Below are 20,101 nucleotides of genomic sequence, written 5' to 3'. Positions count from 1 at the left end.
GGCTCAGCGCGCCGTCGGTTTTCGCGATCGGCCTGTTCGGCGTCGGCCGGATCGGCCCGACGGGGCCTCTGCGGCCGCTGGGCGGCACACTGCCCCGGGCCCGTGCGGAGGGTCGAGTCCTCGTCCTTCCGGGCTCGTTCTATGCGCTCAGTGTTCTTCTGGGCGACTTCGTCCTTGAGGTGGGACAAGTTCTTGGATTTCCGGTGGGCCTGCTCACGGTCGAACTCGCTCATGGGCTGCCTTCCTGGGTGGGCGCGGTAGTGGGGCCCGGCTGTCAGTCGGGCCAGGTCCCCGTGAGGCGGCGGGTGCCGACGGCTCCACTGCGGTCGACCACCGCCTTGACGAGGGCGAAGACCGCTCCGTTGAGGGCAGCGGCAGTCAGCACCTCTTTCCAGGTGCGGTCCTCGTCGGTGGCCTGCGGCGCGCTGCCCTCATGACCGAGGACAGCCCACAGGCGCCGGAAGACGGCAGCCGCGATCACCCCGCCGAGGGCACCGAACAGCAGGCCGAGGGGCTTGTAAAGGATCTTCACCATTGCGGTCTCCTCCGTTGGCATGACCACCGTGGCGTGGCGGCCACTGTGCGTCTGTCCGTAGGGCGCACAGCCAATCGTCGGAACGGCCGGTGCGCGGCCGGCACCGGGAGTGCAGGCCGCGGCCGCAGTCCGGAGGCGGCAGAGGGCCGGCGGACGTAACTTGCCGACATGACCACAGACGGGGCGACCGTGCCGGCGGTAGGGGCGCGCAGGCCGGGCGCGGTACTCGACGCAGTGAGGGCAGCCAACCGTCTGCCCTTACCGTGCGCCGCTTCGAACACGGCGTGCGGGCGGCCTGTCGGTGGGCCGCGGGAGCCCGGCGATAGCTCCCCGATCCGAGGGAAGAAGCAGCACCATGGGCCAATTCGATTCGTTCGCCGCCTTGTTGGACTACCCGGTGTATGTCGTCACCGCGACGACCGGAGGGGAGCACGCGGGGTGCCTGGTCGGCTTCGCCGGCCAGTGCTCGATTCAGCCGCTCCGCTTCGCCGTGTGGATCTCCAAGGCGAACCGGACCTATGCCGTCGCGTCGCGCTCCCCGGTGCTGGTGGTCCATCTGCTCCCGACGCGCCGACATGATCTCGCCGAGCTGTTCGGCGGCCGCACGGGTGACGACGTCGACAAGTTCGCGGTCGCCGCGTGGGAGGCGGGACCATACGGAGTTCCGGTGCTGGCAGGTGCCTTGGCCTGGTTCGCCGGCCGTGTCCTCGACCGGGCGGACTGGGGCGACCACGTGGGCTTCCTCCTGGAACCGATCGACACCGAAGCCGCATCGAGCGGCAGCCCGCTGACCTTCCAGGACGTCAAGGACATCGACGCCGGACACCCCGCGTGAAGAGAGTCGGGGCCCGGCGGCGAGGCAGGACGGCGCTGCGGTTCCGGCCGGAAGGCCGCCCGTTGCCGTCCAGCGGGGCTGCGAGGCGCTGAGAGCGTCGGGAGTGACAGCCTCATCGTCTGCGGCGCACAGGCCAGGCCCGAGACAGCTCCCGGGTTCGACACCAGCGTCGTCCGGCCAGACATGGCGGCCGTCCACCATGACCGCAGGAGCCGCTCGGGAAGGTCCGGCAGGGCCGACAACCACGGCGAGGCCCTCGCCGGGCCGGGTTTGCGGCAAGCTGCCATCCTGCCCATCCTCCGACGCTCCGTTCTGCGGACAACTGCACCGCTGGGCGATCCGGCCATTGTGCCCGCGACCGGGGTGCCGACGCCGTGGCGGGGCGTCGGCGACCGCTTCGGGTGACTATGGAAAGGCACCGAAGGCCCGGGCGCGGCCACCAGCATCGGAGGGCAGGATGTCTCCTTCACTCGTGATGCGGCCGCTGGCCGTCTACCTGAACGACCACCTCACCGGCGCGGTTGCGGGCGCCGCACTGGCCCGTCGGATGGCCGACACCCACCGCTACAGCGGCCGCGCCCGTGAACTCCGGTCACTGGCCAGGGACATTGAGGAGGACCGCGAGGAGCTCGTGCGGATCATGACGCGGCTCGGCGTGCCCGTGCGCCGCTACCGCACGTGGCTGGGGCTCGCCGCGGAACGGGCCGGCCGCCTCAAGCCCAACGGCACCCTGGTCCGGCGCGCACCGTTGTCCGACCTGATCGAGCTGGAGACCCTACGCACCGGTGTCGAAGCCGAAGCAGCCTTGTGGAGAGCGTTGCAGGCCATCGCGGACGACGAACCGCGACTGGAGACCCGGCAACTGGAGCGGCTGTCCGAGCGGGCCCGTGACCAGGCGCGGACCCTGAACGGCCGGCACCGTGCCGCCAGCTCCCGGGTCCTCCCCGACAATGCCCCCGGTGTCAGCAGCAGCACCGGGCTGCCCCTGTGAGCACGCATGGACACGATCGGACGGGGCAGACGAATCCACGTCGAGCACGACGACGCTGATGACGGAGGTCGCTGACGATGGTTCCCTTCTGCTGGTGCTGCTGCTCGTTCTGATCCTCTTCGGCGCGGGGTTCGCGCTGAAGGCTCTGTGGTGGGTGGCGATCGTCGTTCTGGCCGTCCGGCTGCTCGGCTTCGTCGCACGCGGTACCAGCAGTGTCGGAAGCCGGGGCCGCTGGTACCGCCGGTAGCACTCAGATGATCCTGCACCCGCGATACGCACTGACGCTTCCCGGCAGGGCCGTGGCGAAGGTGGTTGTCGTGGTGCACCTGCTCGTGGAGGCGGTGGGAAGCCCCGTCCGGAGCGGTACAGGGGCGCAGTGGCGGGTGCGGGGACCGACGGTGGCGCCGAGACCGAGCTGGGCGCCCCTGCCGGCTGCGGGGCGCGGCAGAGCCTGCGAGCGGTCCCGCTGTCCCGGGCGGGTTGCCGGCACTCGGTGCAGAGTCGAACCGGGCACGTTCCTCGCCGACGACATGGCCGACGACATGAAGGAGCACAGCGTGAGCGTTCAGCCGATCCACCGACTCGACCGGCACCACCCCGGTCGGACCGCCGCTCACGCGGAGGAGCGATGAGGGCCGGGACCGTCGCCGAAGACCTACCCGTCGGTACGGCGGCCGAGGAGCACCGTGCGTGGGTGGGTGCGGAGTTCAGGCGGATGGGTGCCACGGGCGAGCTTGCGCTGCCGCTTCCCGGCGGCGGCAGCACCCGTGCCCGGTGGGCGACCTTCACCCGGTGGGCCCAGCGGGACCTGTCCCTGGCCCGGTTGGGGGAGGGCCACGCCGACGCGGTGGCGATCCTCGCGGAACTCGGAGCTTCGGCCGACCCAGCCGGGGACGACGCCTTGTGGGGGGTGTGGGCGGCGGAGCCGCCCGGCTACACCTTGGAGGCGCGCCGTGCGGGTGCCGGCTGGTTGTTGTCCGGGGTGAAGCCGTTCTGTTCGGGGGCGCGGGTGTGCACCCGGGCGTTGGTGACCGCGCGGGAGGGGGACCGGCGGCGGTTGTTCGCCGTGGACGCCGGCCACCCGGGTGTCGTTCCGCGCCCGGAGAGCTGGCCTGCCGCCGGGATGGCGGGCAGCGACACGCTGGATGTCGACTTTGACGCCGTCGCGGCGGTGAACGTCGGTGAGCCGGGCGCGTACGTGGAGCGGCCCGGGTTCCACCACGGCGGCATCGGCGTGGCTGCGTGCTGGTACGGCGGTGCCCGCGCGGTCGCCAACACCCTGCTGACAGCCTCACGCTCCTGGGACCTCGATTCGCACGCCCTGGCTCACCTGGGCGCCGTCGACTCCAGGCTCGCGACGGTGGGGGCGCTGCTGGAGGAGGCGGCCCGGCAGGTGGACGCCGACCCCTCGGACCGCGCCGGCACGGCCCGCCTCCGAACGATGCGGGTCCGCGCCGCCGTCGAGGACGCCGTCGGCGACGTGCTGCGACGGGTCGGCCGCGCACTGGGCGCAGCTCCCCTCGGCCACGACGCCGCTCACGCCCGCGCGGTCGCGGACCTGACCGTGTACGTGCGCCAGCACCACGCCGAGCGCGACCTCGCGGCGCTCGGCAAGGCCGCCTCCGCCACCCGTCTGTCCTGGGAGGTGGCATGAGGGAGAACGCGGTGCCGTTGGCGCCGAAGGGCCCGGCGGACGCGATCCAGGCCCCTGGTACCCCCGAAGCCGAGTGGCAGGCGTGGGGCGGACTCCGGGACCTTCCTCGGCTCGACCCGCTCAGCCGACTCCCCGCCGGCCCGGGCCGCGTTTCCAGGGTCGTCGTGATCGCGGCGCACCCGGATGACGAAGTCCTCGGCTTCGGCGGTACCCTCGCGCTCCTCGCCGACGCGGGAGTGCGGCCGGTCCTGGTGTCGGTCACCGACGGCGAAGCCTCGCACCCGAACAGCCGTTCCCCGCAGGCCCGCGACCTCGCCGCGGCCCGCACCCAGGAATTGGACCGGGCCCTGTCCCGGCTGCACGCCCGGATGCACCGGACGGCCCTGCACCTTCCGGACGGCGGCGTCGGTCGGCACGAGAAGGACCTGACGGACCGGCTCACCCGGCTGCTGGACGGATGCGACCTGTGCGTCGCCCCCTACAGTCGGGACCTGCACCCGGACCACGAGGCGGCCGGCCGCGCGGCGCTGGCCGCCGCGAAGGTTCGCGGCGTGCCGGTGTGGGAGTACCCGGTCTGGTCCTGGCACTGGGCCCGGCCCGCGGACCCCGCGCTGCCCTGGCACCGCGCGGCCCGCATCCCGCTGCCCGCCGGGATCCAGGCCCGCAAGCAGGCCGCCCTCGACTGCTTCCGCAGCCAGACCCGGCCCCTCGGCACCGGGCCGGGCGACAAGCCGATCCTGCCCCCGGAGGAACTGGTCCACTTCCAGCGCGACTTCGAGGTGATATGGCAGTGACCGCACCCCGCATCCCGGCGGCGGTCGAGGGCACGCCGGGGGACTACTTCGTCCGTATGTACGCCCACCGGCCCGACCCGTGGCAGCTCGCCGACCGCTGGTACGAACAGCGCAAGTACGCCCTCACCCTCGCTGCCCTCCCCGAGCGGCACTACCGCAGCGCCTTCGAGCCCGGCTGCTCCGTCGGCGTCCTCTCCGGCAGGCTCGCCACCCGCTGCCAGGCACTGCTCTCCTGTGACCGCGAGGAGACCGCGGTGGCCCAGGCCCGTTCGAGGCTCGCCCACCTTCCGCATGTCACCGTCCAGCAGCGGGTTCTGCCCGGTGACTGGCCTCCGGGCCGTTTCGACCTCGTCGTCCTGTCCGAGCTGCTGTACTACTTCACCGCGGACGACAGCGGTCGGCTCCTCGACCTGGCCGTCGCATCGCTGGATCCCGGTGGGACATTGATGCTCGTCCACTGGCGCCCGGAGGTGGCGGAGCACGCGCAGCCCGGAGACGCCGTCCACCAGCAGGCCCGCTCCCACCCGGAGCTGGTCCGAATCGCCGAGCACACCGAGCCGGACTTCCTCCTGGACGCATTCGTGCGATCCGAGCAGCCCGCCGCACCGCACCGGCTGTCCGTCGCCGCAGCGGAGGGCCTGCGGTGATCGGCGCCCTGGCCGTGGTCGTCCCGGCCCGCGACGAGGAGGAACTGCTCCCCGGCTGCCTGGAAGCGCTCGACCGAGCGCTCCGGCACCCGGGCGTGCCCGACCTCCCGGTCCTGGTCACCGTGGTCGCCGACGGGTGCACGGACGCCACCGCCCGGATCGGCCGCGCCTTCGGCGCCGCGGTCCTGGAGGTGAACGCCTGCAACGTGGGTGCTGCCCGCGCGGCGGGCAGCACCCACGCCCTCGGGGCCGCCGCGCAGATCGCGCCCGGCCAGGGCGCCGGCGGGGTGTGGCTGGCCCACACCGACGCGGACTCCCGGATTCCGCCCGACTGGATCGCCCGCCAGCTCGCCTACGCCGTCTCCGGCTGGCACGCCGTCGCGGGAACCGTCCGCGTGACCGACTGGCACGGCCACCCGGAGCGCACCGCGGCCGCTTTCGCACGGCACTACCAGCACGATGACGACCCGCGATCCGCCGGGCACCCGCACGTCCACGGCGCGAACCTCGGCGTACGCGGGGACGCCTACCGGGCAGTCGGAGGCTTCCAGCCCCTCGCCGTCGGCGAGGACCGGGCCCTGGTCGCGGCCCTGGACACGGCGGGCTACCACGTAGGACGCACCGTCCACAGCCCCGTGACCACGTCGGGGCGGCGGGACCCGCGCGCCCGTGGCGGGTTCGGCGACTACCTGCGCGGCCTGGACACCCTGGCCGGCTGACTCCCCGGCGGCTACGCCACTCGGCTCAGCCCGCCCCGCACCGAACAGGAGGTACTGGCAGCGTGACCCTCATGGGGGTCATACTCGCGCGAAGCACCCGAACCGCCCGCTGATTCGCCGGCCCGGGTCCTGGCGCGGCGGCCGCATGCGCGTTCCGCACGCGGGTACATGCTCAGCATGCTGACCCTCGGCGTTGAAGAGGAATACCTCCTGCTCGACCCGGCCACCGGGCTCCCGGTGGCCCGCGCCGCCCAGGTCCGGGAGGCCGCCCGCCTCCAACCTGCCCTGGAGCGCGGCGAGGTCCAGCGAGAACTGCTCCAGGCGCAGATGGAGGTCGCCACCCCCGTCTGCCACGACCTGGAGGAGGTCGGCGGACACCTGCTGCGGATGCGCCTGGCCCTCGGTGAGGCCGCCCGGCAGGAAGGCTGCCGCTTGGCCGCGTGCGGCGCGGCGCCGTTCACCGATCGCCTGCCGGTCCCCATCACGGATACCGCCCGCTACCGCGCCATCCACTCCGACACCCGGCTCCTCACCGACCAGCAGCTGATCACGGGCATGCACGTCCACCTCGGCATCCCCGACCGCGGCGCGGGCGTCACCGTGATGAACGGGCTGCGTCCATGGCTGCCGCTACTGATCGCGCTCGCCGCCAACTCACCGCTTTGGCAGAACACGGACACCGGCTTCGCCAGCTGGCGCACCGTCGTCTTCGGCCGCTGGCCCGTCAGCGGGCCGCCGCCCTTCTTCCACGACGCCGACGCCTACGACCGGCGCACCAAAGCTCTGGTCAAGGGCGGCCTGATCCGCGATGTCGGGCAGGTCTACTGGCACATCCGCCTGTCCGAGAACTTCCCCACCGTGGAGATCCGGGCCATGGATGTCCAGTTGCGCGCGGACGAAGCGGTGATGCTCGCCGGGGTCGTGCGTGCCCTTGCCACGTGCGCCCTCAGCGATGCGCGAGCTCGGCAGCGCGTCCCGCCCGTCGAGCAGGAGATGCTCGCGGCCGCCGTGTGGCACGGCGCCCGGCACGGCTGCGCGAGCACGATGTTCGACCCGCTCTCCGGCCACCTGGCCGATGCGGGGGACGCGGTGGCCGCGCTGCTGGACCACATCGACCCGGTGATCGAAGAAAGTACGGACCTGCGACACCTCGTCCCCGTCCTGGAGCGTCTGCTGCGGGACGGCAACGGCGCCGCCCGCCAGCTGCGCCGACTGCGCACCGAGGGCCGTGACGGTCTCGTGACGATGATCACCGACCAGAGCACCGGCGTGTAGCGGCGCCTCCCTTCACGGCTGAACGGCGCCTTGTCAGAGGCGGACGACGCCCGCAGCCATGTCGTCGCGAGCACCGCCGGCGACGCCGAGTCGCGCGGGCAGTGCGTCGGCCGGCCGCGCCGGGCCCGAGGCCGGTGAGGCCGGCGATGCGGTGAACGGCCGGTCCAGGCCGGTGCCGATGCCCTCTTCACGGTGTTCGATCAGCCCGCCGGCGCAGAGGGTGAGGGCGTCTGCCGGGGGAGTGGGCGATGCGGGCGTGTCGTCGGGGCACGTGCTCGGGCCGCTGTGGTACTGCCCCGCGCAAGTTCGTGGAGGGGTGCCGGAGGGCGAGTCTGGACACGTCGGTTGTGTCAGGCGAATGAGAAGTGCGCGGCGGCTTCGGCGGGCGTGGTTGCTTGGCGGCGTCCGGGGACGTCGTGGACGGCGGTTGCGCCCTCGGAGCGCAGTTGGTCGGCGGTGGCGTGTCGGGCCATGATCGCGGCGTAGGCGCGGACGTCTGCGGCGGTGATGTCACTGCGGCCTCGCTCCGCCTGTTGCCGGAGGAGGTCGGTGAGGTCCGGGTCGAATCGCAGCATGGTCACCGGGGCGTTGTAGCGCCTGGCGATGGCGATGAGTCGTGCGCGCGCCTGCGGGGTGACGTTCGTGGACTCGGCGACTGCGCTGTGTCCGGTCGCGAGCCTGGCGGCGATTCTGCGGTCGCGTTCCTCGAAGATCCGTCCGTCCGCCGCCTCCGAGTCCGCGTCGGTGGGTGACGTGCCGAAGAGTTCCACGCGGATCTCGTCGCTGGATACCACGGTTTCCATGTTGATCTGCCGACGCTCGATCAGTGCCCGAACGAAGCTGGTCTTGCCCGAGGCGGGAGGGCCGACGAGGATGACCAGTCCCGCGGGCCCACGGATCGGCCCGGAGCCGCCCGGCGCGAGAGCGTCGAGGTAGAGGTTGCCTGCGCAGTCGAGGGCCTCTTCGGCGGAGCCGGCAGGCAGGCCGCTGGGCAGGATGCTGTCCTTGTAGGTGTCGGTGTCACGGCCGGGGAGACCGAGAACCCCGAGAAGATCATGCCGAAGGCGATCAACTCGATCATGTGGCGGGTGGGCCTCTTCTACGTCGGCTCGGTGGTCCTGCTGTCGATGCTGATGCCCTGGAACAGGTACACCTCCGGCCAGAGCCCCTTCGTGACCGTGCTGTCCCACATCGGTATCCCGGCGGCCGACAGCGTGATGAACCTGGTCGTCCTCACCGCGGCCATGTCCTCGCTCAACTCCGGCCTGTACTCCACCGGCCGCATCCTGCGCTCGATGGCCGTCAACGAGTCCGCCCCGCGCTTCACCGCCCGGATGAGCCGCACCCAGGTGCCGTACGGCGGCATCCTGCTCACCAGCGGCATGTGCGTCCTGGGCGTCGGTCTCAACTTCGTGGTGCCCGCCGACGCGTTCGAGATCGTGCTCAACCTCGCGGCGATCGGCATCATCGCCACCTGGGGCATGATCATGGTCTGCCACCTCTTCTTCTGGCGGAAGACCCGGGCCGGCGAACTGTCCCGCCCCGCGTACCGCCTGCCCGGCTCCCCCTGGACCCAGATCGTGACGCTGGCCTTCCTTGCCGTCGTCCTGGTCCTCATGTACGCCGACGGCGGCGCCGGACGCACCACCGTGCTGTGCGTGCCGCTGATCGCCGCCGCACTCGTCGCCGGCTGGTACGCCGTCCGCAGGCGCCTCGCGCGCGAAGCCGCCAGGGCCGACGGCTGAACCGAGCGGCGGCCCGCGACGACGCGCGGACGGCTCCCGCCGTCGCCGGGGCCGCCGCCGGCCGACTGACCGGAAGCGACCCACCACCGATCGAGGCAGTGATGCACAGAACTCCATCGGCCTGGTGACGGCACTGAACCCGCATATCGGGTACACGGCCGCCACCGACATCGCCAAGGAGGCCCTCGCCAGCGGCCGGGGCGTGGCCGAACTCGTCCTGGAGAAGGGCCTGCTCCCGGCCGAGACGCTCAGCGCGCTGCTGCGGCCCGAGGTGATCGCGGGCAGCGGCGTGCCCGTGGTCTGAGAACGGGCGCGGTTCGGGAGCGAATGACGGGCCGCCGCACCGGGACCGGTGCGGCGGCCCGTCGCGTCCATCCGGATCGGACCGGACCACCCCGCGGCACGATCGAAGAAGGGCGTCGAAGTCCGACGTACCGGATCTCAGGAATTGGCACAGCGAGACTGTGACGGACCGTGCGGCCTGCTCGACCAGTTCAGCCACCTGAGTCGAGCAACGCGGTCAGGGGCGGCTCCGGCACCACCGGACCTCACGATCGGCTGACCACTTGCCTGACGATGCGCGAGGGTCCCGGCCGTAGCGGCCGGGACCCTCGCGTGTGCAGGACCCAGGGGGGTGTTCAGTGCTTGAAGGCGTCCTTGACGTGTTCGCCGGCCTGCTTGAGGTCGCCCTTGGCCTGGTCGGTCTTGCCCTCGGCTTCGAGGCGCTCGTTGCCGACCGCCTTGCCGACGGTCTCCTTGACCTTGCCCTTGATCTTGTCGGCGGTGTTCTCGGCCTTGTCGCTCGTGCTCATCGCACTCTCCTCACAGCTGGTGGACCGTGGCGTACGGCAGCACGCCTGCCCGCCGACAGCCCGAAGATTCCTACGAATAGTCGTCCCGGGCCGGGGCAGCCGGTCTCCCGACACTGACTGTGGAGGTCACGATGGTTCCCCTTCTTCTCGTCCTGCTGCTCGCTCTGCTCCTGTTCGGTCTCGGTTTCGCGGTGAAGGTCCTGTGGTGGGTCGCGATCATCGTTCTGGTGGTGTGGCTGGTCGGTTTCGTGGCCCGCGGCACCGGCGCCTCCGGCAGCCGCGGCCGCTGGTACCGCTGGTAGGAGTGGTTCGGAGGACACCGGACCGAGCGGGGCGCACGCCACGGCGTGCACCCCGCTCCGGCATGCCCCGCCCCCCACCGCCCGATGTCGTCCAGCGCCTCCACCTGGGACCTGTGGCTGCGGGACCGGGGCACTGGCACCTGGACCATGCCCGAGGTCGACCCGAAGGAGTTCCCGGCCCGCTGTGGCGAGGCTCTGACGTGGAACGAGCTTGCCTGCGAGTACGGCCCGTTGACCGCACTGGCCGACGACCGCCGCATCGGCGGCCGCCGGCGCTGACTGACGGGTGGCCTGTTGTGTGTTCCGGTCGACGTCGTACAGGACGTCTCCCGGCCGGCCCCCCCGCAGCGACACGGTGACGACGCTGCGTTCCGCGGACGCCTCCAGTGTCCCCGTCGGAAGGTTGGTCAGCCGAGGCCTTCGGGGCGGGGGGCACGAGCGGTTGACGTTGCGTCACCGCGCAGTGGTCGGATGCCGTCGGTGGGGGCGGGGGTGGTGAGGTATTCGAGCGTGCCGGTCGTTTCGAGGAGGCGGTCCAGCTTCGCCGGGCGGTCGTCGAGGTGGAGGTTCACACCTGCTTCGGCGGTGCGCCTGCGGATCATCAGCAGGACGGACAGGCCCGTGGAGTCGGTGGTGTCGAGCCCGCCGCAGTGGAGGTGCAGGTGTTCAAGATCGTGCCGGCCGGCGAGTTGCGTGGTGACCTGGGCCAACAGCATGCCGGCGTTGTCGTGGTCCAGGTCGCCGTGGAGTTCTATGCGCACGGTGTCCTCGGTGTCCACCGTGATCAGGCGGAGGGGGGCGAAGGAGGGGCTGGTCATGCGGTCTTCCCTGCGGGTGCGGTGTGGTGGTCGGCGAGCTCCCGTAGGCCGTGCCGCAGGACGCGGGTGGCTCGGGGGAAGTCCTTCAGCTCGTCTGCGAGGAGGCCGAGGGCCGCCGGCACGCTTGGGGCGAGGACTGTGCGGGCCGCCAGGATCTGTGCGGTCCAGGCGATGAAGGAGGCGAAGAGGTCGTCCTCGTCGAGGTAGAGAGCGGTGGCGAGGAACTCCACGATGTGAGCGAGGTCTTCGGCGGCGTGCTCACGATGTTTGTCGCTGTAGGCGCTTACGGCGGGGAAGGTGTCCTCCAAGCCGGTGAGGACGGCGCGGACCAGGTCTGAGCTGTTCCGGGTGACCAGTGTGTACTCCTGGTCCGTGAGGTGCGGCAGGTCGTCCAGTTGCTGGTGGTCGGGCTGCGGACGCGGCAGCGGCTCGGCTGCCAGGAGGTCGGCGGCGGCCCGAGCGTCCGGGGCCCAGGCGTCCGCTCCCAGCCGCCTGGCGTACCGGCCGCCCGGTCCGAAGGCAGCGCCGCCGGTGAGGACGGGTACGCCCACGGTCTGGCAGGCGGTGATCACCGCGTGGGCGGTGGGCAGGCGGGTGGAGATCGAGCCGGACAGCGCGACGGTGTCGGTCCGGGTGGTGTGGAGGTGGGCGATCAGGCGTGTGGAAGGGACCTGCGCGCCCAGGAAGTCGACCTGCCATCCCCGCAGCTTCAGCACCTCGGCCAGCAAGCGGGCGGGAAGGGCGTGCCACTCACCCTCCACGCATGCCACCGCGATCCTGCCCCGGGAGGCGGTGGTGCGGGTGCGGGGGTGGCCGGCCAGGGCAGCGACGCAGCGTTGGTTGATGGCGGTGGCAGAGTGTTCCTGCGCGACACTGATCGTGTTGGCCGCCCACCGCTCGCCGATCCTGCCCTGGACCACCGCGATCACATCCAGCAGAAGACTCTCCGCGTCGACGCCCTCCTCCAAGGCGCCCACCAGCAGGTCGGTGGCACGGTACTCGTCCTTTGCCAGGACGGCGTCCAAGAGGGCATCCGCCAGCAACGGCTGCGGGGAAACGGCGAGGAGCCCGTCCGAGGTACTGGTGATCATGCGGTGTACCGACCGTCGGCGTGCCCGTTGACCATGGTCAGATGTCGGGCGGGGGGTGCGGAGATGACGACTACGGCCATGTCGTCGTGGCGCTTACTGCCCAGCCACTGGGCGGCGAGCATCTGGACGTGTTCCACGACACCTTCGGCGGGCATGCCCACGCACTCGGCGAGCGCCCGTTTGAGGCGCTCCTCGCCGAAGAGGACGCCCCCGAGTGGACCGCCCTTCGCCTCGGTGATCCCGTCGGTGTACAGCACGCAGAACTCGCCCGGCGCGAGTGTGACCTCGGCGGTGCGGGCAAAGACCTGGGGAAGGACCCCGACCAGGCTCCCGCGAGTGTCGGCCTCTTCCACAGTGCCGTCAGCCCGGACGATCAGCGGGACGGGATGGCCGCCGCTGGTCAGCCGCAGGCCCACCGCGGAGCCCTGGCGGACGGCGGAGGCCAGGACCACCGTCGCGAACCGGGTGTGGCGGGAGGTGAGCAGGGCGGTGTTCAGCAGGTCCAGAATCCGCTCGTGGTCGCCCGCCAGGGGAAGCAGTGCGTGCAGCGTGTTGCGGATCTTCCCCGCCAGCACGGCCGCCTCCAGGCCCTTGCCGCAGACGTCCCCCATGATGACCAGTGACGGTTCACCCTCCACCGCGGCGGGGTGCACGTCGTAGAAGTCCCCGCCGACCCGCTCGTGATCGGCCGAGGGCTGGTAGCCGCCCGCGAAGTCCACCCCGGCAATCCGGTGCAGCGCCGGCGGCAGCAACTCCTGCGTCAGGACCTCGCTGATGGCGGTCTGCTCCGCGTAGAGCCGGGCGGCCGAGATCGCCGCCCCGGACCGGGCGGCGAACAGGCGGGCGAAGACTTCCTCCTCCTCGGAGAACGCCGTGCTCTCCGACCGGCGCAGCAGTACCAGGGCGCCGGCGGGCACACCGTGCCCGGGCAGCGGGGTGATCACGATCGAGCCCACCGGGCCGAAGTCCTCGGGCACCATCCACTCCGGAGCAGAGGCTGGGTCGATCCAGCGGGCCGGGACGGGTGGGAATCCGCGCAGCGCCTCCCCGAGTCCGGTAACCCCGTCCGGGTCCACCGTGTGCCGGGACTCGAAGGGGGTCCCGCCACGCAGGCAGGCCACCACCGGGAACCACGGGCCCCTGGACGGCGCCAGGACCAGTGCTGCATCCGCCAGGCTCTCCGCGGCCAGTTGTGCCGTGACGTTCATGCAGCGCTCGAGGTTGAGAGAGGAGAGCAGGGCACTGGAGGCCTTGGCCAGGAAGGCGGTTCGCTCCCGCTCCATACGCAGCGCTTCCCGGGCGAGCCGGTAGTCGGTGTCGTCCACCAGCCACCACGCCACCGCGCCGTCCTCCCGCACACTCGGGTGCGCCTCGTAGCTCCGTCCGCCGATCAGGCCGGACGGCGGGTCGCCCGCCGCCGCGTCCGCATCTGCACCGCCGGCCGAACCGAGAGCGTGGTGTGCTTCGGAGAGCCAGTCGGGGACGGCCTTCGCGAGTGGCGTTCCGGGATCCGCCAGCGGAAGCAGCAGACCGGCAGCGTCGTTGCGCTGGACAAGCACTGCCTGCGCGTCAGCGACCAGTACCGGACAGGGAGCGCCTGACCAGGGGAAGTGCCGGCCCTGCGGTTCGGTGGTCAGCGTGTGGGTTGAAGCCAAATGTTGAGGATCCGCTAGGCGAATCCCTCACCTCATCAACTCGACGGAACAGTTGTCGTGCGACAACAATCCCTCATGGTGCCTCGCGGCAGCAACCCGTACTCCCGGGGGAGGCTCCCCAGCCCGCCCCGGCCGTCCTGGGCGCGGGCGCGCCGTCCGCCCGCGGGAAGGCGGTGGGCGGCCGATTACAGGGACGCCAACATTTGCCCACTGGCAACATTTGCCATGTGGAACAATGGGCGGATCATCATCGACGACGCCAACACGAGGAGCCGTGATGTTCAGGCGGTGCGCACATGCGGTACCGCTGTACGGTCCGCAGCCAGTTCGGCACTCGCGGCACGGAACCCCTTCAGCCCGGCCGACAGCGCCCGACGGTCGGCCGCGGACATGACGGCGAGGACCTTGCCGAGCGACTCCTCACGTGCGGCGCGCATATCGGTGACCAAGGCCAGCCCCGCAGGCGTGAGGTGCAGCTCCAGCTCACGCCTGCTGACAGCGCTGGCGGTGCGCTGAAGAAGCCCGACCGCCTCGAGACGGTCGCACAGCCGGCTCACCGAAGAAGGCTTCGAATCGAGGCTCTCGGTGAGGGTACGCAGATTGATGCCGTCGCTTCCCGCCAGAACGAAGAGGACGCGCAGTTGGGACACCGACACCGGCGTCGCTGCCAGATCACGGCCCCCGCCCCAGAGCACCTCCAGCAGCTCGGCAACCGACGACGCGATGCCCGCGACATCGGCGGGGCTCGGGAACTGCGAGGCGGGGTTCATGAGCCCATCCTGACACTGCCCCCGACGCCACTGACAACCCAACGACCCAATCAGCCGACTTTCACAGAAGCAAGGAGCAAGGGTGACCCCCGCCCTGTCCGCCGTCGAGCGCGCGCTGCGCACCGCCGCCCCGTACGCACTGCTGGACGCCCTGCGCGAGAACCTGACGCGCCTCTACGGTGTAACGACGACCGAACTGCTGCTGGCCGACTACAGCCTCACCGTCCTGCAAAGGGTCACGGAGCTTCCGCTCACCACCGAGCCGATCTCCGTGCACACCAGTGCGGCCGGCCGTGCCTTCGGATCCCAACTGCCCCACACCGAGGCGGCACGCGACACCGGTCGTGTGATCCTGCACCTGCCTGTCACCGTACGCGGCGACCGCCTCGGCGTTCTCAGCCTCGGCCTGCGAGCCACCGACCTCACACCGGGGTTGCGGGACGAGTTCTGCGAGATCGCCGAAATACTCGGCCACCAGATCGTCGTGGCCGACCGGGACACCGACCTCTACCTCCAGGCCCGTCGCAAGGACCGCCTCACCCTCGCCGCCGAGATGCAGTGGCAGCTCCTCCCGGCTCGTGCCTGTGCCCGCGAGGAGTACGCCGTCGGCGCGCAACTCGAACCCGCGTACGCCATCCACGGTGACAACTTCGACTGGTCGGCCACCGAGGACCGCCTCACCCTGACCATTACCAACGGCATGGGCGAAGGCATCGACGCCTCCATGCTCACCAACCTTGCCGTCAATGCCCTACGGAACGCCCGCCGCGCCGGCGTCACCATCGCCGACCAAGCCGCACTCGCCGATCAGGCCGTCTACGCCCGGCATCGCGGGGAGGCCTACCTCTCCGTCCTCCTCCTGGAGTTCCACCTCGACACCGGCCTGGTGGAGGTCGTCGATGCGGGCTCACCGCAGCTGCACCGGCTGCGGAACGGCACCGTCAGCCACGTCCCCTTCGAGGCCCAGCTCCCGCTCGGGCTGGCCGACGACACCCCTTACGAAGCGCAGCGCATCCGGGTACAGCGCGGTGACCGGCTGATCTTCGTCAGCGACGGAGTCCACGCGGTGGCCTCCAAGGTCGGCGAGATCTACGGCCGGGCGGCACTTGCGCGTGCCATCCAGTCCACGCGTCTGCTCCCCGCGGCCGAGGTACCCCGGGCCATCCTGACCGAACTCGCCACCTACCGCGACGACGACCCCCAGGACGACGCCCTGATCGTCTGCCTCGACTGGAACGGCCGCCATCCCTCCTCCGAGGACGCCCGCCCGAGCTGATCACCGGGGTGACCGCAGCGGAGAGACCTGAAATCGACCGGGCTACGTCGTCGGTGGCTTCGGCCCCGAGCCCCGCCCCCCGCCCGCCGCCCCTAAGCGGATGGATCATCCGTTTGCATGTTACGGTTCCAGCAAGCGGATGAACTATCCGAATATCTGGGTGGAGGGGCACATGACGAAGACAGCCGTGGTCACAGCGGGAACGGCCGGTATCGGACTGGAGACGGCCCTGGGGCTGGCCGACGCCGGCTTCTCGGTCACCGTGGTCGGACGCGACGCCGACCGTGGTGCCCGGGCGGTCGACCGGATCAACGCGACGAACCCCGCGCATCCCGGACGGTTCCTGCCCGCCGACCTCGGCTCGCTCGACCAGGTGCGCGCGCTCGCCGACCGGATCGCCGCTGAGCACACCGCCTCCGGCGACCCGCTGACCGTACTGGTCAACAACGTCGGGGCGATGTTCCCGCAACGACAGACCCTGGACGGCATCGAAGCGTCGTTCGTCGTCAACCACCTCTCGCCGTACCTGCTGACGGAACTGCTGCTGCCCACGCTGACAGGCGGAGCGCCGAGCAGGATCGTGAACGTGACCTCGGGCGCGGTCGGGCTCGCGAAGAAGGCCTTCGACACCGTCGAGCCGCCCGGCGGCTACTACGGCTTCCACTGGTACGGCCGCGCCAAGCTCGCCAACCTCGCCTACACGATCGACCTGGCGAACCGCCTGAAGGGCACCGCCGCCTCCGTCTTCGCCGCCGACCCGGGAGGTGCCGCGACCGACATGACCAACGGCACCATGACCGACCCGAAGATCGTCTCACCGGCCCTTCGACTGCTGTGGCCACTGGTGCGCCGCAGGTTCGAACGCTCCACCTCGGGTCCGGCGTCCGTGGCTGCCCGGCCCTCGATCGTCGCCGCCACCGACGAAGCCCTCACGGGCCGGACCGGCATCGTCATCGGGGCTCGGGCACACCCGGTGACGCCGCTGCGCGCAGCGACCGACCCCCGCATCGCCCAGGACGTGCGCCGGCTCAGTGAACGGTACGCACCTCTCGCCACCACCTGACCCGCCAGGCGGTGCGGGTGCTGTGGGTGGCATCATCCGGATGGAGAATCCGGTTAGCATGTCCCCATGACGATGCCCCTGCGCAAGGACGCGGCCCGCAACTGGGACCGGATCGTCGCAGTCGCCCGTGCCCTGGTTGACCAGGGCACACCCCTGCAGCTGAACGACGTCGCCGGCCGTGCCGGACTCGGAGTCGGCACCGTCTACCGGCACTTCGCCACCCCCGAGGCGCTGCTGGAGACCGTCGCCACCCCGTGCCTGGAAGCCCTGGCCGACCACGGCCGGCAGGCCCTGACCGGGACCGACCCCTGGCGCGCCCTCGAAGGTTTCCTGTTCCGCACCATCGAAGCGCAGGTCACCGATGCGTCCCTGGCCCCGGTCACCGCGGCAGCCACTGACACCCTGCCGCGTACCACGGAACTCAAGGAGACGCTTCGGTCGGTCGGCACCGTACTCCTCGACCGGGCTCGCGATGCCGGAACGGTCCGACGTGACCTGGCCGCGACCGACCTCGTCCCGCTCATGTGCGGCATCGCCTACGCCGTCAACGTCCACGGCGGCACACCCGCCGACCGGATCGACACCGCACACCGCTACCTGGCCACACTCCTCGAAGGCCTGCGCGCTACGCCGCGGCACGCGTGAGAGCACCGCTTGCGCCGTCGGTTCCGGCTGCGGTGAGGACATGCTGCACGTGGGTCTTGGCAGTGCCGCGGTAGCGGCAGTGGCGGAGGCCATGGGCGTGCACGGTCTCGGAGACGGTGGCCTCCCAGCCGGGCGCTGAGGGCGTATCGCTCGCGCCATGGACTGGTCTGCTGGTCGCGTCGCACCTGGTTCTGGATCTCCTGCAGGGGGTGAGGCAGGAGGAGGATGTGCCGGCCTTTGCCGTCGACGTTGCCGGTGCCTTTCAGCCGGTCCTCGCAGGCCCGCCAGGTTGCTCGGGGGAAGAGCACCGGCATGCGCTCCTGGCCGTCGGAGAGCGCCGGCTTCCCTGGCGGGCTGCTCCCTCCGTTCGGGCAAGTCAGAGCCTTCTGCCGCCAGTTGGGAAGGCCGTCTTCTTCAGCCGCTCGCGCTCGGCGGCGCGCAGGGCTGTCGGGCGGGCAGTGGCAACGGGCAAGGCAGGCAGGCCGATCGGGAGAAGTGGATCACGACCCGCCGAAGCGTGCCGTATCCGGGAACCGGCCCGTCGGGCAGGATGGGCGCCATGCCCACGCCTTCGGGACACCCCCGCCCGTAATGCGTGGCGGGTGGTGGATGGCTGGTGCCAAGATGGCCGGATGCCAACGCGGGCGATGCCCGCGGACTTCCCCGCCTGGGACCGCGTCTACGCGTTCTTGCGGCGCCGGCGGGACAAGGGCCTGGTCGGCGAGTTCCACGACCGGCTGGTGGAGCGCTGCGCGACAGTCGGCGGCCGCCTGGGCCGGCCTTCCGGCGTCCAAGGCGTCATTGAGCCGGCCCGGGGCACGCTGCAGGCCTGTGTCTGCCGCGTCCAAGTAGTCATCGCCCGACCGCACACGCGATCCGCCTGTTATTGCCGTGGATCGACTGTTCCGCGAGTCCGGCAGGCTTGGCGCTTCGAACCTTCGCACAACATCTGGTGCTTCGCCCGTCAGCCGCTAACATGAGGATGCCTCATATTTGATGCTTCCGTTGAGTGCATACTCATCGCCATCGCCATCGCCATCGCGAGCAAGGAGCGGGCCGTGCAGGATCGTCTCGACCTTCCGGCGGGGTTCCGCTGGGGTGTTTCCACCGCCGCCTACCAGATCGAGGGAGCCGTCGAGGAGGACGGCCGCGGCCCGTCCGTCTGGGACGTCTTCGCCGCCCGCCCCGGCGCCGTCCGCGACGGCCACACGGGGGCGGTCGCCTGCGACCACTACCACCGCTACACCGAGGACATCGCCCTGATGAAGGGCCTCGGCCTGGACGGCTACCGCTTCTCCATCGCCTGGCCCCGCGTGCAGCCCACCGGCGCCGGCTCGGTCAACCCGGCCGGACTCGCCTTCTACGACCGCCTGGTGGACGCCCTGCTGGAAGTCGCCATCACCCCGCTGCCCACCCTCTTCCACTGGGACCTGCCGCAGGCCCTGGAAGACACCGGCGGCTGGCTGAACCGCGACACCGCGTACCGCTTCGCCGAGTACGCCGCGGTTGTCGCCGACCGCCTGGGCGACCGGATCCCCGCCTGGATCACTCTCAACGAGCCCTTCGTGCACATGGTCTACGGCTACGCGCTGGGCATCCACGCCCCCGGCCGCACCCTGATGCTCGACGCACTGCCCGCGGCCCACCACCAGCTGCTCGGCCACGGCCTCGCCGCCTCCGCACTGCGCGAGCGCGGCCTGGAGGTGATGATCGCCAACAACCTCACACCGGTGTGGCCGGCCTCGTCCTCCGACGCCGACCTCGCCGCGGCCGAGGCCTACGACGCCCTCCACAACCGGCTCTTCACCGACCCGCTGCTCCTCGGCCGCTACCCCGACCTCTCGGCCTTCGGCGTCGGTCCCGACCTCGGCGGCAGCGTCCAGGACGGCGACCTCAAGCTGATCGCCGCCACCTCGTTGGACGGCCTCGGCGTCAACTACTACAACCCCACCCGGATCGCCGCCCCCACCGACCCCGGCCTTCCCTTCACCGAGGCCCCGATCGAAGGCGTCCCCCGCACCGCGTTCGACTGGCCGGTCGTCCCCGACGGCCTCCGCGAACTCCTCACCGGCCTCCGCGACCGCTACGGCTCCGCCCTCCCGCCCATCACCATCACCGAGAACGGCTGCTCGACGGCCGCGGCCGTCGACGACCAGCCCCGCATCGACTACCTGGCCGGCCACCTCGACGCCCTCGCCGCCGCCGTCGCCGAGGGCGTCGACGTCCGCGGCTACTTCACCTGGTCACTTATTGACAACTATGAGTGGGCGCAAGGGTTCAGCCAAAAGTTCGGTCTCGTCCACGTGGACTTCGAGACCCAGCAGCGCACCCCGAGGTCCTCGTACATCTGGTACCGCGACCTGATCGCCGCCCACCGGGCGCGGTGTACGAAGGAGGGGTCGGTGACTTTCCGGTGAAGTCACCGAGCCGGGTCGGAAGAGCGGCTCAAGGTCGAGCACCGTCACGATCGTCGG

The 20,101-nt window shown here is 71.2% G+C and carries 21 protein-coding genes and 3 pseudogenes; 16 read left to right on the top strand and 8 right to left on the bottom strand.

Going from position 1 to position 20,101, the window contains the following annotated elements; all coding sequences use genetic code 11:
- Positions 1-274: 274 nt before the first annotated feature.
- On the bottom strand, positions 275-535 hold the full coding sequence (locus tag OH807_RS06955) for a DUF4235 domain-containing protein (RefSeq protein WP_406195190.1): 261 nt from the start codon (positions 533-535) through the stop codon (positions 275-277).
- A 355-nt stretch (positions 536-890) separates the two neighbouring features.
- Here OH807_RS06955 and OH807_RS06950 point away from each other — a divergent pair, with 355 nt between their 5' ends.
- From OH807_RS06950 to OH807_RS06915, 8 genes are all read left to right on the top strand, one after another.
- Positions 891-1,370 carry a flavin reductase family protein gene (locus OH807_RS06950; protein ID WP_406195186.1) on the top strand — a complete coding sequence of 160 codons (480 nt, stop codon included), beginning with the start codon at positions 891-893 and terminating at the stop codon, positions 1,368-1,370.
- A 457-nt stretch (positions 1,371-1,827) separates the two neighbouring features.
- The gene (locus OH807_RS06945) at positions 1,828-2,361 is read left to right on the top strand and encodes a hypothetical protein (protein ID WP_406195183.1); all 534 of its coding nucleotides are present in this window, start codon (positions 1,828-1,830) and stop codon (positions 2,359-2,361) included.
- Positions 2,362-2,419: 58 nt separating this feature from the next.
- Complete coding sequence (locus OH807_RS06940) at positions 2,420-2,608, top strand: hydrophobic protein (RefSeq protein WP_406195181.1); 189 nt, start codon at positions 2,420-2,422, stop codon at positions 2,606-2,608.
- A gap of 468 nt (positions 2,609-3,076) precedes the next feature.
- Entirely contained in the window at positions 3,077-4,015 is a 939-nt protein-coding gene (locus OH807_RS06935) for an acyl-CoA dehydrogenase family protein (protein ID WP_406195179.1), read from the top strand.
- On the top strand, positions 4,012-4,809 hold the full coding sequence (locus OH807_RS06930; RefSeq protein WP_406195176.1) for a PIG-L deacetylase family protein: 798 nt from the start codon (positions 4,012-4,014) through the stop codon (positions 4,807-4,809). Before OH807_RS06935 ends, OH807_RS06930 begins: the two co-directional genes overlap by 4 nt.
- A gap of 56 nt (positions 4,810-4,865) precedes the next feature.
- On the top strand, positions 4,866-5,456 hold the full coding sequence (locus tag OH807_RS06925; protein WP_406210769.1) for an SAM-dependent methyltransferase: 591 nt from the start codon (positions 4,866-4,868) through the stop codon (positions 5,454-5,456).
- Positions 5,453-6,175 carry a glycosyltransferase gene (locus OH807_RS06920; protein WP_406195174.1) on the top strand — a complete coding sequence of 241 codons (723 nt, stop codon included), beginning with the start codon at positions 5,453-5,455 and terminating at the stop codon, positions 6,173-6,175. The genes OH807_RS06925 and OH807_RS06920 overlap by 4 nt, the downstream gene beginning before the upstream one ends.
- A 177-nt stretch (positions 6,176-6,352) precedes the next feature.
- Complete coding sequence (locus tag OH807_RS06915) at positions 6,353-7,450, top strand: glutamate--cysteine ligase (protein ID WP_406195172.1); 1,098 nt, start codon at positions 6,353-6,355, stop codon at positions 7,448-7,450.
- A 350-nt stretch (positions 7,451-7,800) separates the two neighbouring features.
- Here OH807_RS06915 and OH807_RS06910 read toward each other — a convergent pair whose 3' ends face one another.
- Positions 7,801-8,325, bottom strand: a complete 525-nt coding sequence (locus tag OH807_RS06910) for an AAA family ATPase (RefSeq protein ID WP_406210766.1) — start codon at positions 8,323-8,325, stop codon at positions 7,801-7,803.
- A gap of 138 nt (positions 8,326-8,463) precedes the next feature.
- Between OH807_RS06910 and OH807_RS06905 the strand changes: the two are divergent.
- Together OH807_RS06905 and aspA are read left to right on the top strand one after the other, a co-directional pair.
- A pseudogene (locus tag OH807_RS06905) lies at positions 8,464-9,195 on the top strand (L-asparagine permease); the annotation flags it as partial.
- A gap of 106 nt (positions 9,196-9,301) precedes the next feature.
- Positions 9,302-9,499: pseudogene (aspA, locus tag OH807_RS06900) on the top strand (aspartate ammonia-lyase); the annotation flags it as partial.
- A gap of 334 nt (positions 9,500-9,833) precedes the next feature.
- Here aspA and OH807_RS06895 read toward each other — a convergent pair.
- A complete protein-coding gene (locus tag OH807_RS06895; RefSeq protein WP_406195169.1) occupies positions 9,834-10,007 on the bottom strand; it encodes a CsbD family protein in 174 nt (57 codons plus the stop codon).
- A 131-nt stretch (positions 10,008-10,138) separates the two neighbouring features.
- Between OH807_RS06895 and OH807_RS06890 the strand changes: the two genes are divergently transcribed.
- Complete coding sequence (locus OH807_RS06890; RefSeq protein WP_406195168.1) at positions 10,139-10,309, top strand: hydrophobic protein; 171 nt, start codon at positions 10,139-10,141, stop codon at positions 10,307-10,309.
- A gap of 84 nt (positions 10,310-10,393) precedes the next feature.
- The gene (locus OH807_RS06885; RefSeq protein WP_406195166.1) at positions 10,394-10,588 is read left to right on the top strand and encodes a hypothetical protein; all 195 of its coding nucleotides are present in this window, start codon (positions 10,394-10,396) and stop codon (positions 10,586-10,588) included.
- Positions 10,589-10,716: 128 nt separating this feature from the next.
- On the opposite strand, the gene OH807_RS06880 is transcribed toward OH807_RS06885, so the two are convergent.
- From OH807_RS06880 to OH807_RS06865, 4 genes are all read right to left on the bottom strand, one after another.
- Positions 10,717-11,127, bottom strand: coding sequence for an STAS domain-containing protein (locus tag OH807_RS06880; protein WP_406195163.1), 411 nt, complete (start codon positions 11,125-11,127; stop codon positions 10,717-10,719).
- Complete coding sequence (locus OH807_RS06875) at positions 11,124-12,218, bottom strand: B12-binding domain-containing protein (protein ID WP_406195161.1); 1,095 nt, start codon at positions 12,216-12,218, stop codon at positions 11,124-11,126. Before OH807_RS06875 ends, OH807_RS06880 begins: the two co-directional genes overlap by 4 nt.
- Positions 12,215-13,777, bottom strand: coding sequence for a PP2C family protein-serine/threonine phosphatase (locus tag OH807_RS06870; RefSeq protein WP_406195159.1), 1,563 nt, complete (start codon positions 13,775-13,777; stop codon positions 12,215-12,217). Before OH807_RS06870 ends, OH807_RS06875 begins: the two co-directional genes overlap by 4 nt.
- Positions 13,778-14,154: 377 nt before the next feature.
- The gene (locus OH807_RS06865) at positions 14,155-14,643 is read right to left on the bottom strand and encodes a MarR family winged helix-turn-helix transcriptional regulator (protein WP_406195157.1); all 489 of its coding nucleotides are present in this window, start codon (positions 14,641-14,643) and stop codon (positions 14,155-14,157) included.
- A gap of 82 nt (positions 14,644-14,725) precedes the next feature.
- Here OH807_RS06865 and OH807_RS06860 point away from each other — a divergent pair, with 82 nt between their 5' ends.
- The 3 genes from OH807_RS06860 to OH807_RS06850 all read left to right on the top strand — a co-directional run bounded on the left by OH807_RS06860 (position 14,726) and on the right by OH807_RS06850 (position 17,627).
- A complete protein-coding gene (locus OH807_RS06860; RefSeq protein ID WP_406195155.1) occupies positions 14,726-15,919 on the top strand; it encodes a PP2C family protein-serine/threonine phosphatase in 1,194 nt (397 codons plus the stop codon).
- 172 nt (positions 15,920-16,091) lie between these two features.
- Positions 16,092-16,982: an SDR family NAD(P)-dependent oxidoreductase gene (locus tag OH807_RS06855; protein WP_406195151.1), complete on the top strand. Its 891-nt coding sequence runs from the start codon at positions 16,092-16,094 to the stop codon at positions 16,980-16,982.
- A gap of 66 nt (positions 16,983-17,048) precedes the next feature.
- The gene (locus OH807_RS06850) at positions 17,049-17,627 is read left to right on the top strand and encodes a TetR/AcrR family transcriptional regulator (RefSeq protein ID WP_406195148.1); all 579 of its coding nucleotides are present in this window, start codon (positions 17,049-17,051) and stop codon (positions 17,625-17,627) included.
- Here the strand turns inward: OH807_RS06850 and OH807_RS06845 are convergent.
- A pseudogene (locus tag OH807_RS06845) lies at positions 17,608-17,748 on the bottom strand (transposase); the annotation flags it as partial. The gene OH807_RS06850 and the pseudogene OH807_RS06845 sit on opposite strands and share 20 nt — an antisense overlap.
- 937 nt (positions 17,749-18,685) lie before the next feature.
- Between OH807_RS06845 and OH807_RS06840 the strand changes: the two are divergent.
- The gene (locus tag OH807_RS06840) at positions 18,686-20,044 is read left to right on the top strand and encodes a GH1 family beta-glucosidase (protein ID WP_406195146.1); all 1,359 of its coding nucleotides are present in this window, start codon (positions 18,686-18,688) and stop codon (positions 20,042-20,044) included.
- The last annotated feature ends 57 nt before the right edge of the window (positions 20,045-20,101 follow it).

Source organism: Kitasatospora sp. NBC_01560 (assembly GCF_045208415.1).
Lineage (GTDB): Bacteria > Actinomycetota > Actinomycetes > Streptomycetales > Streptomycetaceae > Kitasatospora.
This window is presented reverse-complemented; position numbering and strand designations above follow the sequence as displayed.

Excerpts from the sequence above, each read along its gene's own strand:
- OH807_RS06955 (WP_406195190.1), bottom strand. The coding sequence starts at position 535 with ATGGTGAAGATCCTTTACAAGCCCCTCGGCCTGCTGTTCGGTGCCCTC.
- OH807_RS06950 (WP_406195186.1), top strand. The coding sequence starts at position 891 with ATGGGCCAATTCGATTCGTTCGCCGCCTTGTTGGACTACCCGGTGTAT.
- OH807_RS06945 (WP_406195183.1), top strand. The coding sequence starts at position 1,828 with ATGTCTCCTTCACTCGTGATGCGGCCGCTGGCCGTCTACCTGAACGAC.
- OH807_RS06940 (WP_406195181.1), top strand. The coding sequence starts at position 2,420 with ATGACGGAGGTCGCTGACGATGGTTCCCTTCTGCTGGTGCTGCTGCTC.
- OH807_RS06935 (WP_406195179.1), top strand. The coding sequence starts at position 3,077 with ATGGGTGCCACGGGCGAGCTTGCGCTGCCGCTTCCCGGCGGCGGCAGC.
- OH807_RS06930 (WP_406195176.1), top strand. The coding sequence starts at position 4,012 with ATGAGGGAGAACGCGGTGCCGTTGGCGCCGAAGGGCCCGGCGGACGCG.
- OH807_RS06925 (WP_406210769.1), top strand. The coding sequence starts at position 4,866 with ATGTACGCCCACCGGCCCGACCCGTGGCAGCTCGCCGACCGCTGGTAC.
- OH807_RS06915 (WP_406195172.1), top strand. The coding sequence starts at position 6,353 with ATGCTGACCCTCGGCGTTGAAGAGGAATACCTCCTGCTCGACCCGGCC.
- OH807_RS06895 (WP_406195169.1), bottom strand. The coding sequence starts at position 10,007 with ATGAGCACGAGCGACAAGGCCGAGAACACCGCCGACAAGATCAAGGGC.
- OH807_RS06890 (WP_406195168.1), top strand. The coding sequence starts at position 10,139 with ATGGTTCCCCTTCTTCTCGTCCTGCTGCTCGCTCTGCTCCTGTTCGGT.
- OH807_RS06885 (WP_406195166.1), top strand. The coding sequence starts at position 10,394 with ATGTCGTCCAGCGCCTCCACCTGGGACCTGTGGCTGCGGGACCGGGGC.
- OH807_RS06880 (WP_406195163.1), bottom strand. The coding sequence starts at position 11,127 with ATGACCAGCCCCTCCTTCGCCCCCCTCCGCCTGATCACGGTGGACACC.
- OH807_RS06875 (WP_406195161.1), bottom strand. The coding sequence starts at position 12,218 with ATGATCACCAGTACCTCGGACGGGCTCCTCGCCGTTTCCCCGCAGCCG.
- OH807_RS06865 (WP_406195157.1), bottom strand. The coding sequence starts at position 14,643 with ATGAACCCCGCCTCGCAGTTCCCGAGCCCCGCCGATGTCGCGGGCATC.
- OH807_RS06855 (WP_406195151.1), top strand. The coding sequence starts at position 16,092 with ATGACGAAGACAGCCGTGGTCACAGCGGGAACGGCCGGTATCGGACTG.
- OH807_RS06850 (WP_406195148.1), top strand. The coding sequence starts at position 17,049 with ATGACGATGCCCCTGCGCAAGGACGCGGCCCGCAACTGGGACCGGATC.